Source organism: Pseudotamlana haliotis, from assembly GCF_008806375.1.
GTDB classification, from domain to species: domain Bacteria; phylum Bacteroidota; class Bacteroidia; order Flavobacteriales; family Flavobacteriaceae; genus Pseudotamlana; species Pseudotamlana haliotis.
Map to the genome: position 1 here is coordinate 1 of NZ_WAAT01000040.1, position 18,792 is coordinate 18,792.

Sequence of the window (18,792 nt, forward strand, 5' to 3'; positions counted from 1 at the left end):
AAAATAAGCGACAACTGGAGAGAAGACTATAATTTTAATCATCCACATAAATCTCTAGGAAATAAATCCCCTAAAGAATATATACCCAGATTTGATGAAGAATTTAAATTCTTCATCAAATCTATACTTAATTTCGAAAACGTTATATTTCCCAAGGGAAATATAACGTCATTTAATTGTTTAATTTCTTCATCACTACCTGTGTATAGTAATCCTGTATACTACTTTTATATCTCTATTATTTGAACGTGATATTTATGAAATAAATCAATTATGACGTCATTATTTAAAATAATATCAGTCAAAATTTTATACAATACTATTCTTTTTTTAATCATACTCTGAATAAGAAATTCTAACAAACAAGATGTTTTTTTAAAATAAAATCTAAGCTAAATCTGAAACCAATTGTTAATTATTTCTCCTTCTATATTATGATTTCCTTTGTGAATGAATTCATTTTTAGCAGCGTTATACTCATAGTCTTTTCCCCAATCTTTATAATTACGAGAAACAGATTTAATAGCATCACAAATAAACGAAACCTCTTCATTGGTCATGGTTGGGTGAACAGACATACGTATCCATCCGGGGCGTTCTATTAAACACCCTTCTAATATCTTTACTTCAATTGATTTTGAAGTGGCTTCATCTACGTTTAATAAATAATGCCCATAAGTACCAGCACATGAGCAGCCACCTCTGGTTTGTACTCCAAATCGATCGTTTAAAAGTTTTACAATTAAATTATAGTGTGCATCTTCAATATAAAATGAAAAAACGCCTAATCTTGCTGTATGGTTTTCTGCAAGGATTTTGAGGTTCTTTATTTTTTTTAGGCGTTTAAAAATGATCGCATTCAGTTCGTGCTCTCTATCTAAAATATTTTTAACACCCATTTTTTCTTTCAACTGAATGGACAGGGCTACTTTTATAGCTTGTAAAAACCCAGGTGTGCCACCATCTTCTCTAGTTTCAATATCATCAATGTAATCATGGTCACCCCATGGATTGGTATAGTTTACCGTACCGCCTCCAGGGTTATCTGGCACCAGGTTTTTATAAAGTTTTTTGTTAAAAATTAAAACTCCCGAAGATCCTGGACCTCCTAAAAATTTATGCGGGGAAAAGGTTATAGCATCTAAATATTGATCTTCATCTTTTGGATGCATATCAATATCGACATAGGGAGCAGAACATGCAAAATCAACAAAACATAAACCATTGTTTTGATGCATAATTTTTGCTACCTCATGATAATTTGTTCTAATACCTGTTACATTAGAGCAGCCTGTAATTGCTGCTATTTTTATAGGTACGTTTTTATATTTCTCAATTAAATCTTTTAACTTTTCAGTACTAGGTAGGCCTTTATCGTTCGATGGAATAACTGCAACTCTTGCAATGGTTTCAAGCCATGACGTCTGGTTAGAATGATGCTCCATATGGGACACAAAAATGATAGGTCTTTTTTCTTCTGGAACATCTGTATGGTCTTTTAAGTTTTCATTAACTTTAAGACCCAGAATACGTTGAAACTTATTGATAGCACCTGTCATTCCAGTTCCTACAGTAATTAAAATATCATCATTGGAAGCATTTACATGTTTTTTTATAATGTTTCTTGCATTGTGGTAAGCCAACGTCATTACTGAACCTGTAATTGAGGTCTCGGTATGAGTGTTGGCTACGTAAGGTCCCATATCATTTAGCAGCTTTTCTTCAATAGATTTGTATAATCTTCCGCTTGCTGTCCAATCGGCATAAATGATTTTCTTTTTTCCGTAAGGAGATTCAAACTCTTGATTTATTCCAACAATTTCGTCCCTAAAAGGCTTAAAATAAGCTTCAAGGTTTGATCCTTTTCTTTTAGTACTGAAAATGCTTTTAATCTTATTGGCTGTTATATTCATAATAATTAAACGTTTAACAAAGAATCACTTTGGTTTATTCAAAAAAACTCAAAGTGACTCTTCTCACTAAAACAAAAAACTAACTCAATTCTTAATTAAATTTTGAAATACCCTCTTTTAACCAATTGTAGTACTCATCTACATTTGGGGTATAAGCTACTGGGGTTATTAAGTTTTCTTCATCATGATTCATTAATACATAAAATGGTTGTGAGTTGGTTTTGTATTTAATAGTTTGTAACTCACTCCATTTCTGACCTATATATTTAAGCTTTTTTCCTGGCTTTAATTTTGAATCTATAACTTCATCAGCTTTAAGTTTGCGTTTATCATCTACATAAAGTGAAATTAATATAACATCATTTTTAATTATGTCTAAAACTTTTGGTTTAACCCAAACATTTTGTTCCATTTTTCTACAATTAACACAAGCATGCCCTGTAAAATCAATCATAACAGGTTTACCTACTTTTTTAGCATACGCTAAACCTTTATCATAATCATTAAAAGCTAAGATATTATGTGGCGGCATTAAATGCGCACCTTCTGGCACATCATCATGATGCCCTCCAGGCACCATACTAGAACTTAATTCCGTATAACCAACGCCATAAGGCGATTCACTATAATGCTGAGGTGGAGGGAACGCACTAATTAAATTCAGCGGTGCACCCCATAAACCTGGAATCAGGTAAATAGTAAATGATAATACCAGTAATCCTAAACTTAATCGCCCAACAGAAATATAGGTTACAGGCGAATCATGTGGTAACTGTATTTTTCCGAAAAGATAAAAGGCCAAAGCTCCAAATATAGCTATCCAAATAGCGATAAATACTTCACGCTCTAACCAGTGCAATTGTAATACTAAATCGGCATTCGATAAAAACTTAAAGGCTAATGCTAGTTCTAAGAATCCTAAAACCACTTTTACCGTGTTCAACCAACCTCCAGATTTAGGTAATGAATTTAACCATCCTGGGAAAGCCGCAAATAATGCAAATGGTAAGGCTATGGCTAATGAAAACCCTAGCATACCAACTATAGGACCAATTTGACTGCCTCCTGCTGCGGCTTCTACTAATAATGTTCCTACTATTGGACCTGTACAAGAAAAAGAAACAATAGCTAATGCTAAAGCCATAAAAAAGATACCAATCAATCCACCTCTATCGGCTTGCTTATCTACTTTATTTGCCCACGAATTAGGTAACATGATTTCAAATGCACCTAAAAAAGATGCAGCAAATACTAATAACAATAGGAAAAATGCAATATTGAACCAAACATTTGTAGAAAGCGCATTAAGGGCATCTGCTCCAAATATCAAACTCACTAAAGTACCTAATAACACATAAATCACAATGATAGAAATACCATAGATAATAGCATTTCTTATACCGGCTGCCTTATTTTTACTTTGTTTAGTAAAAAAGCTTACCGTCATAGGGATCATTGGAAAAACACATGGTGTTAATAAGGCCGCAAAGCCTGATAAAAAGGCGATAAAGAATATTCCCCAAAGCCCTGTTTGTGATTCTTTTTTGTTTGATGTTAGAACATCATCCTCTACCTCTGAAAATGTTGCTTTTGCCGCTGCTTTATCATCAGAAATCTTAAACATTAAATCCACTTCTGTGGGAGGTAAACACCTGGTATCATCACATACCATGAACTCTACAAATCCTTTAATACTATTTATTCCTTCTTTGACTTCTACAATTTGCTCGAAAGTTGCAGCGTTTTCAAAAAACTTAATTTTGATTTTAAACACAGGGTCATCAATAATATGTCCTGCTTCTTCTTGGGTATTGCCTTTTAAAGAAAAACCACCCTCTGAATCATCATAAGAAAATGTTGTTGGGATTGGTCCATCTTCTGGAACATCTTGTGAATATAAATGCCAACCGTTATCTATTCTGGCTTTACTGATTAACTTGTATTCTGTTTCTGAAACTTTCTCAACGCTTGTAGTCCATTTTACAGGCTCAAATATTTGAGAATATGTATTAAGACTAAAGGCTAAAACAAATAATAATAAAAGGTTTTTCATAAAAAAATATGTGTTAAAAAAGGACTGCTGATCACAGCCCTTCTTTTTCATCTTGCTAAACTTTATAATTGACTGACTAACTCAAATAGTTAAAAACAAAGACATTAGAAAGATGCTTAATTATTATTTTAACGGTTTAAATATTATTTCAAATGAACTTGAATTGTCTAGTAACTTTTTAACAAACTCTTGAATATCATTTACAGTAATATTCTTAACTATATTTTCAAAATTATTAGGATCATTTCTATTGTATCCTTCTCTAAAAAAATCGATTAACAGATCCATTTCATACCTATTATATCCCTTTTCCTGCTCACGCTCTTTTAGATAATTATTCATGGTCTTTTCTAGATCTACGGGCAAAACATCTCCTTGCGCTAATTTATGAATCTCACGATGTACAATTTCTACTAATGTCTCAACTTTATCAGGGTTACAATTAAAAGTTACCATGAGTTCTGCTTCACTTTTTGGTCTTTTATAAAGATTCGATCTTGTACTCGCTCCATAGGTCCCTCCTTCTTCTTCTCTTAAGGTCTGGGTAAACCTAAGCTGTAAAACATCACCTATGGCTTTAGCTAGAATTTCATTTTTTAAACTAAATTCAAAATCAGATTTATAACCTATAAACACCTTACCTTTGGGAACTTCCATTTTAAGATTAAACTTTTTATCAATCTCTTTATTAACCCAAGAAGATGATTTATCCTTCCAGTTTTCTTGAGTATTCTGTGATGGAATACTTGCAATATATTTTTCTAATAATGGTTTTAGTTGCGCTTCCTTAACATCTCCTACAATAAAAAACTCAAAATCTGCTGGATCATTAAAACGATCTGAATAAATTTCTTTTACTTTTTCAAAAGAAAACTCTTTAACCAAATCTGAATTGAATAATCTATGATTAGGATCTGCTTTACCATATAAAGCAACAGTAAGGCTGTCATTCATTTTCTCATCAACATCCTTACTTCTTTTTAGAAGGTAATTATTAATATTACCGCGTTGTACTTTATATGCTTCTTCATCAAAACGAGGTTTTACAAATCGTAAAAATGTCATTTGTAATAAGGTTTCAACATCTTTAGTTACTGAAGAACCTGAAATAGACTCACTAAGCTGCCCTACTGAAACTGATGTGAAGGCCGTTTTTCCTGCTAAGATTTTATTCAATTCTACAGCAGAGTAATCTCCAAGACCTGATTTACCAACAAGATCAGATAAAATTCTAACTGAAGGAATCTCATCTTCATTTAACAAAGAAACTCCACCATAGCTCAGTGCTTTTAGACTTACATCATTTTTATTTTTTTTAGAAAATTTGAAGTGCACTTTTGCTCCATTGCTTAATACAAAAGTTGTAGCCCCAATCTCATTTGTTTCAGTCTCTTTAACTATGTTACCTGGCTTAATTGCTATACCAGACATTAATGTTTTTCCGGCAAATTCATCAACATAAGGTTTAATGCTATTATCATTTTCAATGCTTTCAATCATACTCGCAGCATCTTCCTCTGATAGATTTTGGTTACCTTTTACACCGGTAACAATTATATATCTGTTTTTATCTGAATATAATTCTTTAAGTCTATCATGAACCTCCTCTGCTGTTAATTGTTCAAATATGGATTTAATAATTTGAAAACGCTCTTCTAAATCTGGGATTGTTATGTTTTCTAAATAATTGCCTTTAATACCCTCAGCAATACTACCATGTGATTTATCATCTTGCCCCGTGATCTCATTCTCATAATAGTTAGTGTAATTAGAAATTGTTCTATCAATTTCTGCTTGCGTAAACCCATGCTTTACCGCTCTATTAAGTTCCTTAACCCCTATTTTAAAAGCTTCATACTGCTTATTTGGTTTTGGAGAAACCCAAAGAGAAAACACATTTGATGACCTAGAATTTTTACCGTAGCTTACAGAAGCTCCTAGTAAAGGCGTCTCAGGGTTTTGAAGAATTTCATTCATTCTTGAAGATAACATTCCGGTTATCATACTACTGATTATTGATGTTTTTAAATCTGAGACATTTCTATCTGTTATTTTTTTAGGATGTCTAATAGAAAAATTGATTCCTGATGTTGTAACTTCTTCATCCATCGCCAAGCTAAATAGCATTTCTTCATTATCAGGAATATCTACTATAAATCTTTCCTTAGGGTTATCAACTTTAGGTATAGCAGAGAATTTTTCTTTAATTTTTGCTTCTATTTGAGCAACATCTACATCCCCAATAACAGCTATAGCCTGTAAATCTGTTCGGTACCAATCATGGTAAAAATCACGTAAGGCCTTATACTCAAAGTTTTCAACGATATCCATTAAGCCAATAGGTAAACGGTTAACATATTTTGAATGGTTAAAGCGTGTGTTTAAAGATTGTTCTAAAATTCGCATTGGCCCCGTGCGCCTGCTTCTCCACTCTTCTTTTATAACACCACGTTCCGCATCAATTTCTTCATCAGTAAGTAATAAATAATTAGACCAATCGTGCAAAACTAATAAACAAGTGTCAATCAACTCTGGTGTAGTAGGAATATTGTTCATATTGTATACGGTCTCATCAAAAGACGTATATGCATTAATATCTTTACCAAATACAGCACCGTGTTTTTGCAACGTGTTTAATACGCCTTTACCCTCAAAGTTTTCAGTGCCATTAAAGGCCATGTGCTCAAGAAAATGTGCTAAACCTTGTTGGTCATCGTTCTCAAGAATAGAACCAACATTTTGGATAATGTAATAGCTTGCGGCATTTTTAGTAACATCTGTATTATAAATATAATATGTTAGGCCATTAGGTAAAACTCCTTTTTTAACCTTAGTACTTGCAGGAATAGGAGCATTTAAATTTAATTCTTGTGAAACTCCTTTTGAGCTCATTAGAATAACAGTTATAAGTAAAATATTTTTAAATAACATTTTTACAGTTCTATACATAGTAAAGTCTTAGTGTTTTTTACTTAAGACGAAATAATTAATATCAACCCCTATTTTAGAAATGTTAAAATTATTATAAATCAGATTTTGAATACTTTATTTCATTGGAAAAAGGTCGCCATATTTTTAAATAGATGACTGTAGGCTTCCCCATATATAGAACTGCTTAATTTTCCAAAACTGGTTTAAAATTACTGTTTTTAATTCTCTTAGGGTTAGCCTTCGAATATGTATTTGTTTAGGACTCCACGTCTATAACTTCCATTGAAGCGTTCTATAAAAGCATTTTGAGTTGGTTTTCCTGGTTGAATATATTTAAAGTCTATTCCATGCATTTGACTCCATTCTTTGGTGATATTAGGGATAAATTCAGGACCGTTATCCATTCGTACTTTTCAGGCTTGCCCTTTTTGTTAATTAGGTGGTTAAGCACCCAAACTATGCGGTTACTGGTCAATGAAAAATCTATTTCTATATGAAGAACTTCTCGGTTAAAATCATCAATGATATTAAAGGCTCGAAAACGTCTTTTGTTTTCTAATACATCAGTTACAAAATCCATACTCCAAGTGTAGTTGAGTTCTTTTGGTTCTTCTAAAAGCTCTATAACTCGTGCAGGTAAACGCTTCTTTACTTTCCTTCTCAAGGGAAGTCCTAACCAGACATACACCCGATGTACGCGTTTGTGATTCCACAGGTTGCCTTCTTCTCGTAAGCGATCATAAGCCTTACAAAAACCCTATTCAGGGCGTTCTTGAGCTTTTTGTTGTAAAGCTTCTTCTATGTCGCCGTCATCCTTGGCTTTGCATGTATAATAATAAACACTCTTACTCATTCCTAGAACACGGCACGCCCTACTAATACCGTAATGAATAAGTTCCTTAGTGATGCTGCGTTTACTGAAGGGCTTTAAAGCTTTTTTTCAATGATCTTTTTGGCCATTTGGTGGTCAAGAGCTAATGTAGCATACATCTGTTTAAGCTTACGGTTTTCTTCTTCAAGCTCTTTTAACCTTTCTAACTCTTTTGAGTTCATTCCAGCGTATTTTGAACGCCACTTATAAAAAGCAGCTGAGCTTACTACGTGCTCACGACTTATTTGGACGACACTCTTTCCGTTATCAAACTCCTTTAAAATCTTTGCAATCTGTTGCGGGGAAAATTTACTTTTTCTCATAATACTGTTAAAGTTAAAAATTATTATTATACTTTTAAACAGTTCGGTTTTAAGGGAAGCTTGCACTCGGCATAAACAAATAGCAGATCAGCACGGTGTCAAAACGTATTTCACAAGACCATATACGTCGCAAGATAAGGGTACTGATGAGAACCGGATAGGATTGATAAGAAGATTTTTACCCAAAAGAACAGACCTGAACCTAGTGAGTTCAGAACGGATTCAAGAAATAGAAAAATTAATCAATAATAGAAGAGTTAGAAAGTTTGGCTACATTAGCCCTATAGAAAAATTAAAATCTACTTGGCCTGTTGCACTTATAACTTGAACATGGTAATTTAGAATTTGTGTTGTCCCTAAATAGAGTAACACAAAGCATTAGTTTTTAGAAGAGAATTAGCTATAGCAATTCTAATAGGAAAGAATTGAACTAAATATATTCATTTAAAATCTTATAAAAATAAGCTCTTAGCTCTTGAACATCTCTTTTATTTTAGCAATCTCATATAAAAGGTTAAACACCTTATAAACAAAATATCTAAAAACCATTTACTTAATCTTTTTAGACTAATAATTGGTTTTTTAAAAATCTACAACATTAAAAAACGTGCAAGTTTTAATATAGTCTATTTGACTTTGTTGGTTATATAAACCTTTTAAATATTAAAAAAAGTACTTCTAAGAATATTTAATTCTTAGAAGTACTTTCTATAAGTAGGTATAAAAAAATTAATATTTATTTTGTACCGTTTCTCCTTTACTTAAAAGTATAATTTCATTACCTATTGGCCTAGCATACCTTCTATCATCTGGCTGAATAGTAACTGTTTCACCATTAACAACTCTAGTAAGAATAATAGAATCAGTAAGATCATCATTATTCAATCTTTTAATATCCATAAAGCGATATTCAAAAGGGTCTTCTCTTCTACGTTCATCAATTATTTCTTCAACAGTTTCTTTCACCGTTGAAGGTATAGGTAGAGCTACATAATCAGCAGGTTTAAAGCGGTTTACTCTTACCATTTCAACATCTGCCATAGCCCCAGTGATATCATTATCACGAGCCTTGCACTCTGCTCTTGTTAAATACATTTCAGCAACTCCTGGTCCAGCAAGTGAAGTACCAGGTCCTAAATCCATATAACTTGTCCAAGTATTTGTAGTTACACCAGAACGTGAAAACCAACCATCAATAAAAAACATGTTTCTTATATCATTTGGATCATATAAATCCAATAACTCTTGACTTGGACTAGTATTCCAGTTACCATTTGAAGATTCTACATAGAAATACTCATCAGTATAAAGCTCAGGAATAGAAATATCCCAAGTTCTTAACTCGACTGAATTTGGATATGTAAATGGTCCGTACCATAAAGAGTAAGGTAATTCATAAATACTTGTAGCGTAATCTACCATAGCATTGTACCCATTTAACGCCGCATCTGCATGTGTTTTAGCTTTTTCATATTCTCCCAAATACAAATATACTCTTGCTGCTAACGCATGAACACTAGGCTTATCGGTTCGAAAAGGTGATTGCTTTAAAGCAATTGGATGCTTTAAAGCTTCTTCAATATCAGCTTTAATAAAATCAAATGTTTCTTTTACTGTTGCTCTTGCTAAACTTTCTGTAATAGATGACGTTTGTTTTAACACAACACCCATTTCATTAAGGTTTGAATCATTTGGATAAAGTGAATACACTACTGCTGCTTGAAACAAATGAAATGCTCTTCTAAAATGAGCTTCAGCAATAGTCTCAGCCAATAAAACAGGATCTTCTGAAATTAATTCACCACCAGCTATTTGATCTAAGGCTAAGTTTGGTAAAAGCAAATAGCGATAATAACCACTCCATTGACCATCTCTAGTTCTATCAACATCTGTTTCAAAAGTATAATGTGCCAATTGTTCATCAGTAATTGTAAATGACTCATCTAAAACAGCTTGAGGGACATATGCATTATCGGTACACCAGATATTTACTTGATCGTCTGTAAAAGGTATATTAATACCATTAAATAATTTATCAATATCGTCAACTGATGTTATTTCTACTGAATTACTAACGCTCGGGCTCTTATCTAAAAAATCCTCAGAACACCCAAATGTTAAAATGCTTAATAAAGCTATATATATATTTCTCATTTTATTATTTTTTTAAAATTCAACATTAATACCTACAGAAAAAGTTTTTTCAGGAGCTCTAGCCACTCCTCTATTATATTCAGGGTCAATTTTAAAATCATTAGCAACCCAGATATTTCCTAAATTTTCTGCCTGAGCAAATAAACGTAAATTAGAAATCCCTATTTTAGAAAGTACATCTCTAGACATATCATATGACAAATAGATTTGTTGTAAACGTATATGAGCAGCATCTTCTACTAATGAATCTAGCTGAGGCACATACCATCCCCAACGGTAATTATAAAATTCATATTGAGTAGTTAATTGAGGTAATCCCATAGCATCATGATTCCCTGCCATTAGTCCTTCTAAATCTTCGTGATAAAGCCCACCTGTTCTAAATGATGGATACTCAAAAGTTGTTCTCACAAATTTATGCCCAAACTTACCTAGCATACGTGTACTTAATGTAAATTGTTTAAACCTAAATGTGTTATTCCACCCTACAACTGTAGGAGCTACTTTAGTACCCATATATTTAAGAACTTCTCTTCCATCTTCTCCGTTAATTCCTATATTTTCATCCATACCATAAGTCACTCCATTTTGCCCGTTAATAGTTGGGTATGGTACTGGCTGAGATGGTATAGTTTGCATGCCTCCATATTCAAAAGCATAAATAGGTTGATATGGTTTCCCTTCAATATATGGAAAGCTAACTAATGATCTTGGATGAATAAAAAGGTCTGCTAAGGATGTTGTTTCACTATTATTATGACCATAAACTAAATTGGTTGTTAAGAAAGCGTTATCTGAAAATTTAATATCAGAAAACAAATTGAATTCTACACCTTTATTAACCATTTCACCAACATTATATCTAGCCGATGATTGTCCTGTTGTAGAAGGAACATCTACTGATGCTATTAGAAGTTTACTATGCTTATTATACACATCAATAGATCCATACAATTTACTATCAAATAAATTAAAATCTGTTCCAAAGTTTAGAGTATTGATGCGTTCCCAGCGTAAATCTGGATTTCCTAAACCATCAAGGTAACCACTAAATAATCCGGTATTAGCATTAGGTGTAGAATATATAGTTATAGTTGGCTTTGTTGCTTCACTACCAACCAAATTTCCATTTTCACCATTAGTTACTCTAAAAGATAATTTATTTATAGCATCTACATCTTCTAAAAAACTTTCATTCTTTGCATTCCATGAAAAGCCTAAAGACCACATAGGATTATAACGTTGACTTTTATCTTCTACAATAAAGTTTGCGCCATCAGAACGTGCGCTTCCTGAAACTGTATACTTACGGTCATAGGTATATGATAAGTTACCAAAATAGGATAAAAAACGACTATCATATTGACCATATGCTCTTTCTCTTCCTATATATTTAGTATCATAGTCCCATACTGGCGACCATGGTGTGTTTTCTGGCAAATCAAAAGTATTATTATCTTTATTAAAACCATAAGTTCTAGCTCTTGTAGCACCTTTAGTAGTGCTTGAAATTCTTTCAAAACCAGCTAAAGCGCTAACAGCATGTTTTCCAAATATTTTATCATATGTCAATAAACTTCTAAAAGTTGTTGAAATAGTTTCTTTAGAATCATAATCAAGAATAGCACCTGGATTAATACGAGTTCTACCTATTGCAGCATTTGCAGGATCATAATCCTCTATAGATGAACTATTAATGACTTCCATTTTAGAAAAGAAACTATTGGCACCATAAGTAGTATTAGCTGTTGTTTTAAAGTTTTCATATTGAAAACTTGGTTTAAATTGTAAACCATCAACAATGTCAATTTCTAAACCAGTACTAATTCTGTAATTGGTGTTTTTAAATTCTTGTAAATTTTCTCTAGCATCCCTTAATGGGTTGTAAGTAATCTCATCATAAGGTAAGTTTGTTAGGGTATTCCCCATAACATCAAGATATTTTGAATTATAAGAAATACTAGCGACAGATGAATAAGCACCATTAGCATCAATTAAACTTTCATATGGCGCCATGTTTCCAAGTGTTTGTAACCCAACTCTACGAGCTCCGGTTGAACCATAAGGCGCTGACCCCTCTAATGCATTCGTAAATTTTGAATTATCTACCATTCCATTTAGATTAAAAGTAATCCAATCTCCTATTTTGTATTGATTATTAATGTTAATCAAAAGCTGATTACTAGTATCATTAATAAAAGCATTAACATTGTCGTTATATACTGCAGAAACACGCGTATTACTCTTTTCAGTAGATGTAGATATCGCTAAATTATACTGCTGATTAATAGGCGATGTTAACAAATATTTGCTTGCATCATCCAGGGTATTGGTACCTCTTAATCTATTTATTTTTGAATTTAATTCTGCTTGTGTAATATTACCATGATAAGCATCATAATATGCTTGAGCACCATGACCATATGCGACTTGAGCTATACCTCTATCATAAACGGTTTGAGGTGGTGGGTTATTTGACATACTACCTACTACTCCAAACCCACCTGGTGTCCAAATGGTACTTTCAAAATCTAATGTTGTTGCTGAATTAGCTCCTGTAAAATTATAATCTAAATCTACTTTAGATCTTAATTTCACAAAAGTACTAAATGAAACTTTCAACTTACTACCTTCCTGTGCCTTTTTAGTAATAACTACAATAACACCATTACCTGCTCTAGCACCCCAAATAGAAGCTGCTGCCGCATCTTTTAAAATTGTAACACTGGCAACATCATTAGGGTTAATAGTATCAAATCCCCCTTGAATTGGAAAGCCATCAACAACAACAAGAGGAGCAGTACTAGAATTAATAGAACCAACCCCTCTTACAACAACGTTATTAATATCAATATTACCATCTGCGTCTTCAACAATTTGTACATTTGGAGCAATACCTTGAAGAACAGAACCGATGCTTTGTGTTACATTATTTTTTATTTGATCTTTTCCAATAACATTAAAAGCCCCTGTAGATCTTTCTCGTGATATTTTTTGATATCCAGTAACAACAACCTCTTCAAGTTGGTTTAAATCTTCTTGTAAAATAAAGTTATATGTTGTTTTACCTGCTAAAATATTTTGTTGCGCTTTTTTATACCCAATTCCTGTAACCACTAATATATCTCCAGGAGTGGCAGTTAATCTAAAAACACCATCGAAGTCTGAAGTAGTACCACTAATAATATTTGTTTCAGCACCGGAAGTATCTTTAGTTAAATAAACACTAAGCCCAGGAATAGACATGCCGTTTTTATCGGTTATTGTTCCTGTAACCAAAATTCCTTGAGTGTTATTTAATGCAGCCCGCTCTGTTATTAAAACATTATTAGAATTTGCCACTAGTTGAACTTGAAACTCACCTTTAGACAAGGTTTTTTGAAGTAAGCTGTTAATGTAAATATTACCTTTTTTGAGGTTTACTTTAGGTAAATCTTTAAACATATCAACTTGATAGATAAATGTATATTGGGTTTGATCCATAATAAGATCAAAGACTTGATCTACAGTTAACACCTTATCTGCATCGATTTTTATTTTGGTATTTTGAGAAAACACCTCACTTGTTGGTGTTAAACTAAAAACCATAGAGCAAAACAAAAAAATAAAACTCTTCATAACTGTAATCAGTATTTTTTTTCTGACAAAGAAAAAAACATTTTTTAATTTAATTTCCATAAATTTACATTGTTAATTGGTTAGTTAATATTGAATTAATAATTGACACTTTATAGAGGGAGATGAAGTATTGTTCTGTGGTAAGTCTAAAACCTCTCTCCCTTTTATTTTATAATAATTGTTTTTCCATTAATTTCGTATGAGTTTATAAATTTAGTATGCTTGATATTTAATAGAATTTCTTCAATATTTTGATTTTTTCTTGATACCCCATTAAAACGGATATCTTCTAAATCATGATTAAGAAAAACGATATCAACATCATACCATCTAGATAATACCTTCGCTATTTCTCCTAAGGTTTCATTTCTAAAACTAAAAATACCGTTCTTCCAAGAAATCACCTTTTCTACATCTACACTAGCTACCTCTATTATGCTGTTTTGAATTTTAACATTTATTTTAGACTGCTCTCCTTCTTTTAATATGGTATTATCGAACATATTACTTACAGATACACGCCCTTCTGCTAATGTTGTATAGATATTTGTTTCGCCTTTATAAGCTTCTATATTAAACTTAGTACCTAAAACCTCAACCTCTTGAGCATGAGTTCCAACAATAAAACGAGCGCCATGATGCTCAGTGCTTGAAGACACTTCAAAATAAGCTTCTCCATAAACAAGTTCTACCTTACGTGGTTCTCCCTCTACAAAAGCTATTGGATATTTAAGTTGAGATTCCGAATTCAGCCATGCTTTAGTGCCATCAGGCAACTTAATAAAGAACTGCCCCCCCCTAGGTACGGTCAAGAAATTATATTTAACTTCTTCCTTAGAAACTTTAGAATTACTATATAATACATGCTCTCCATTGGCAGATAAATTATTAGACACAAAATCCTTACCATCTTCTAATATGACACTTGAACCGTCTTCTAATGTTAACACAGCCCTATTTGTTCCTGCTTCAATAGTGTTGTCTATAATAACAGGTGGGTTTGTTGTAATTTGATTTGGCAACTGTTCATGGACTTGAGTCTTTACATAAGCAATGGAAAGCGATATAAACAACACTATTGAAGCCGCAACAGCATATTTCCAATAAGCTGGCTTTCTTTTTTCTTTCTTAATTTTAGATTCAATACCACTCCATGTAACATCAAGATTACTTAAGTTAACTGTTTGATATTGCTCAATATTATAATTCACACTAACATAGTGTTTAAATACAAGCTTATTGTTTTCACTTTCGTTTAACCAATTATTAAGAATATTTAATTCATCACTGCTTATTTGATTTGAGCAGTACCTAATAATTAAATTTTCTATATCGTTATTTATCATAATATCTTTTATATTTAGTTTTACGGTTACTTTTTAATATACCCCTACTTAAAATTACTTTTTTTTTTTAGATTTGCTCTTTAGCCACCTCAAAATGAAAAACAACACGGAAGACCTTCAATTATTGATTCTTAATTTCAAAAAAGGGAATACTTCGGCTTTTAAATATTTCTTTGAAAAATATCATAGCAAACTTACCTCCTTTATTAATAGCTACACTAATAATCCTGAATTAACCCAGGATATTGTTCAAGATGCTTTTGTAACTTTATGGGAATCAAGAGATAAAATTGATAGCAGCAAATCTATAGCTCCATATTTATACAAAATTGCATACAACATATTCATTAACAACTACAGAAAACATGTTAAAGAATCTAAAATGCTTGATGCCTTAATGTATAAAACTTTAATTGATTTAAGTGAAGAAGACACTGATTTACAAGAAAAAAAATTAAAACAAATAACAGAGGCCATCGAAATTCTTCCTCCAAAGTGTAAAAAAGTTTTTCAAATGAGTAAGCTTCAAGGGTATAAATACGCCGAGATAGCTATCATGCTTAATATATCTGTAAAGACCGTTGAAGCTCAAATGGGTAAAGCCTTCGCAATAATTAGAGAACGAATCAAAAAAACAGGACCATTAATCTTAAGTTTAATAGCAAAACATATCTACCATAAAACTACAAATACCTGGCATAAATACTTAAACAAAACCCCCATTTAAAAAATAAATGAGGATTGAAAAATATTACAAAAGACTATTAGTCTTTCCAATTCTCTAATCTTCTTTGCTGTTCTTTATACGGTATTCCTTCAGTTATCCAGTCTTCAGCTTTATCCTCTTTAAGATAATGGCCAAACCATTTTAAAATACGTGTTTGATAATCAAATCTGTTTTTTTCTTGCCTTAACCCATGCCCTTCATTAGCATAAACTAATAAAACAAAAGGTTTACCAGCTCTTCTAGCCGCATTATAATAGGCTAACCCTTGAGACCAATTAACATTAGTGTCGTTATCTCCAACTTCAAAAAGCATTGGTGTATTTAAATTTTCAATTTGCATTATTGAAGAATTTCTAAAGTAATTATCAGGACTAACCCAAGGTGCAGAATTCATACGCTCCTGCCCTACTTCAAAATGATCATTTTCTGGTCTACCTCCAAATGCAGGAGTAATAGCTAAATTCATAGCAACTAAATCTGTTAACCCAGCTCCAGCAACACTAGCTGCAAAAATATTGGTTTGGGTAGGTACAAACCCAGCTTGGTAACCTCCCCAAGAATGCCCAATAAGACCAACCTTTGAGGCATCAACATCGCCTTTATCAACAACTACATTAACTGCATTTTCTAGAGTTGTTGTTGATGAAGTACCTGGTTCCCCTGCTATAAAGTGAATATCTGGATTTAGTACAAAATATCCATTTTGAGACCATACGGTTGTATTATAGTAATCGTATTTTGAAGGCGCAATATACCTATGTAATCGGTTTGAAAGTTTTTCATAGACATAAGTAATCATGGGGTACTTTTTACCCTTCACATAATTTGCTGGATAATATAAAATACCTTGAGCATTTTTACCAACTGCGTTTTTATACTCAATTAACTCCGCCTTACCCCAAGCAAAATTATTTTGAAAAGCATTTGTATTTGAAAGTTTTACAGGAAATTTAAATTCGGTATTTGTTAAATACAAATTTGGAGAATCTTGGTAGGATTGTTTTACAAAAAGGATATTATCTGAGTTCTTTAATTTTAGTGATGCCAAAGAAATATCAAAATTATCATAAACTAGTCTTTTAATTTCTTTACCAGGAATACCTTTAGCAAAACCTGTATTTTTTGTGTATTTACCTTTCAAAGAAAAATACACAGTTTTACTAGCATCGGTTTCTATTTGTTCACTATCAAAATTAATAATTCTATAAACAACACCTTCTTTTTCACCATTAGTTATTTTTTTTGGAGCAGCCCCATTTGTAAAAAATTGCCAAACATTAAATTCACTATAAACAAAAAATGATTTACTGTCTTTATTCCATCTATTAAAACCAAAAGCTGCTTTTTGAGGCAAAGGATGGTCATTTTCAAAATTAATAAATGTACCATTTAATCCTTGTGTAATATTTTTAGAGGTGCCTTTAGAAATATTAAACAAGTGAATATCATTATCTTTTAAATATGTAAAGTATTTATTATTTGGGCTTACTCCCCATGCCCTTGTAATATTTTCTAATACTTTTAATTTAGCTCCTGTTTTAGAGTTAACGGTATAAACATCATAACTAGGTCTGCCAAAAATAGCTTCAAAATCATAAGGTGTTCTATCAAGACCAAGCACAACTTCATTATCTATTTGAACTTGAATTTTTTCAACTAAATCATCAGCTAAGGGAACAAATTTATTTTCATTAATATGCCATACTGCACTTAATGGTTGTTCAATATCTCCCATTTTGCTTTTCTTTTGAGCAGAAATAATAACTAAATCTTTACTATTCCAAATTTCTACTTCAGGAGCTTCTTCTTTACTAGCCCCGGTAATAAGAGAGTCTTTTTTCTTTTCTGTTTCTTCAATCTTTTTTGATTTATTTTCCCAACTAAATGTTGTAAAATAAATTGAATTTGCATCTTCAGACACCCTAACTCTATTACTTAATAATCTTGTATCTTTTGGGAAGTTTTCAAATTTTGATTGATTAAAAATATGAGAAGAGGTCTTTTTTGAGTTTAAGTCTTTCCATAATAGTAAATGATGGGTTTCATCTATATAATCATCATCTTCAAATGTTCTCATTACAAATAGATCATCACTATCTTTAAGCCATAGCATGTTAGAATACGTTGTGTTTTCCTGGTCTAAAACTCTTAAAACACCTGTGTTTGGGTTATACGTTTGAATAGCATTTCCAACCTTGTCTTTTGTTTCAATTATCATAGCGATAATGGCATTATCACTTTGCCAGTTGTAACTCTTAACGTTTCCAAAAGTCACTTCATTTTTAGAATTTAAATTTTTAACAATCAAAACATCTCCCTCACTACGCTTCATAGCAATATAGCTGCCCACATCACTAAAACTAATAGATTGATACCCTTCCAGCTCTAAAGTATCTTTAGTTTTTAGATTATAAATTATAGATTTAAGAGATGCTTTATCTTTATCGGCATCTTTCTTTTTAGATTTTAAACGTTTTTTCGCTTCTTTCCCTGGAAGCACTTTGCTTAAACTTATCCAATTAGCATCATTAGAAAACACAGCTTTTGAAGTATTTGGAAATACAATTGAACTTTTATTTTTTGTATTGTAAATATACGTTGAGTTATCTTGATCATTAGTTGTTGTCTTATAAGTAACCCATTCTCCATTACCTGAAATAATCACATTACTTAGCCTTTCCCATTGACCGTAATCACTAGGCTTTACTAAATTAATAGAATCCTTTTTTATTTCTTGAGCAAAAATATTAGAATGACTATTAATAAAAACTGTTATTACAACAGCAACAAGTTGTTTTAAAAAAGAAGATTTTAGCATAATTATTTATGTTAAGTTATTTTTAGTGTCTGATATTC

8 protein-coding genes and 2 pseudogenes are annotated in these 18,792 nt (G+C 31.9%); 2 read left to right on the forward strand and 8 right to left on the reverse strand.

Features of this window, described 5'->3' with window-relative positions:
* Window positions 1–392: 392 nt before the first annotated feature.
* From F6U93_RS07570 to F6U93_RS07585, 4 genes and pseudogenes are all read right to left on the reverse strand, one after another.
* The gene (locus F6U93_RS07570) at window positions 393–1,913 is read right to left on the reverse strand and encodes an aminotransferase class V-fold PLP-dependent enzyme (RefSeq protein WP_150938438.1); all 1,521 of its coding nucleotides are present in this window, start codon (window positions 1,911–1,913) and stop codon (window positions 393–395) included.
* A gap of 91 nt (window positions 1,914–2,004) precedes the next feature.
* The gene (locus tag F6U93_RS07575) at window positions 2,005–3,966 is read right to left on the reverse strand and encodes a protein-disulfide reductase DsbD family protein (protein ID WP_150938440.1); all 1,962 of its coding nucleotides are present in this window, start codon (window positions 3,964–3,966) and stop codon (window positions 2,005–2,007) included.
* Between the two features lie 123 nt (window positions 3,967–4,089).
* Window positions 4,090–6,858, reverse strand: a complete 2,769-nt coding sequence (locus F6U93_RS07580; RefSeq protein WP_225312610.1) for a M16 family metallopeptidase — start codon at window positions 6,856–6,858, stop codon at window positions 4,090–4,092.
* Window positions 6,859–7,081: 223 nt separating this feature from the next.
* Window positions 7,082–8,091: pseudogene (locus F6U93_RS07585) on the reverse strand (IS3 family transposase).
* Window positions 8,092–8,161: 70 nt separating this feature from the next.
* Between F6U93_RS07585 and F6U93_RS15025 the strand changes: the two are divergent.
* Window positions 8,162–8,419, forward strand: a pseudogene (locus tag F6U93_RS15025) (transposase); the annotation flags it as partial.
* Between the two features lie 401 nt (window positions 8,420–8,820).
* Here F6U93_RS15025 and F6U93_RS07590 read toward each other — a convergent pair.
* The 3 genes from F6U93_RS07590 to F6U93_RS07600 form a co-directional block, all read right to left on the reverse strand.
* Complete coding sequence (locus F6U93_RS07590) at window positions 8,821–10,245, reverse strand: RagB/SusD family nutrient uptake outer membrane protein (protein ID WP_150938444.1); 1,425 nt, start codon at window positions 10,243–10,245, stop codon at window positions 8,821–8,823.
* 12 nt (window positions 10,246–10,257) lie between these two features.
* Window positions 10,258–13,863: a SusC/RagA family TonB-linked outer membrane protein gene (locus tag F6U93_RS07595; RefSeq protein ID WP_191963471.1), complete on the reverse strand. Its 3,606-nt coding sequence runs from the start codon at window positions 13,861–13,863 to the stop codon at window positions 10,258–10,260.
* A 164-nt stretch (window positions 13,864–14,027) separates the two neighbouring features.
* Window positions 14,028–15,209: a FecR family protein gene (locus tag F6U93_RS07600; protein WP_150938449.1), complete on the reverse strand. Its 1,182-nt coding sequence runs from the start codon at window positions 15,207–15,209 to the stop codon at window positions 14,028–14,030.
* Window positions 15,210–15,303: 94 nt separating this feature from the next.
* On the opposite strand from F6U93_RS07600, the gene F6U93_RS07605 reads away from it, so the two are divergent.
* Complete coding sequence (locus F6U93_RS07605; RefSeq protein ID WP_150938451.1) at window positions 15,304–15,936, forward strand: RNA polymerase sigma factor; 633 nt, start codon at window positions 15,304–15,306, stop codon at window positions 15,934–15,936.
* Window positions 15,937–15,973: 37 nt separating this feature from the next.
* On the opposite strand, the gene F6U93_RS07610 is transcribed toward F6U93_RS07605, so the two are convergent.
* Window positions 15,974–18,754 (reverse strand): alpha/beta hydrolase family protein, encoded by a 2,781-nt coding sequence (locus F6U93_RS07610; protein WP_150938453.1) that lies wholly within the window; start codon window positions 18,752–18,754, stop codon window positions 15,974–15,976.
* Window positions 18,755–18,792: the final 38 nt, after the last annotated feature.

Excerpts from the sequence above, each read along its gene's own strand:
- F6U93_RS07570 (WP_150938438.1), bottom strand. The coding sequence starts at position 1,913 with ATGAATATAACAGCCAATAAGATTAAAAGCATTTTCAGTACTAAAAGA.
- F6U93_RS07600 (WP_150938449.1), bottom strand. The coding sequence starts at position 15,209 with ATGATAAATAACGATATAGAAAATTTAATTATTAGGTACTGCTCAAAT.
- F6U93_RS07605 (WP_150938451.1), top strand. The coding sequence starts at position 15,304 with ATGAAAAACAACACGGAAGACCTTCAATTATTGATTCTTAATTTCAAA.
- F6U93_RS07580 (WP_225312610.1), bottom strand. The coding sequence starts at position 6,858 with ATGAGCTCAAAAGGAGTTTCACAAGAATTAAATTTAAATGCTCCTATT.
- F6U93_RS07595 (WP_191963471.1), bottom strand. The coding sequence starts at position 13,863 with ATGAAGAGTTTTATTTTTTTGTTTTGCTCTATGGTTTTTAGTTTAACA.
- F6U93_RS07610 (WP_150938453.1), bottom strand. The coding sequence starts at position 18,754 with ATGCTAAAATCTTCTTTTTTAAAACAACTTGTTGCTGTTGTAATAACA.
- F6U93_RS07590 (WP_150938444.1), bottom strand. The coding sequence starts at position 10,245 with ATGAGAAATATATATATAGCTTTATTAAGCATTTTAACATTTGGGTGT.
- F6U93_RS07575 (WP_150938440.1), bottom strand. The coding sequence starts at position 3,966 with ATGAAAAACCTTTTATTATTATTTGTTTTAGCCTTTAGTCTTAATACA.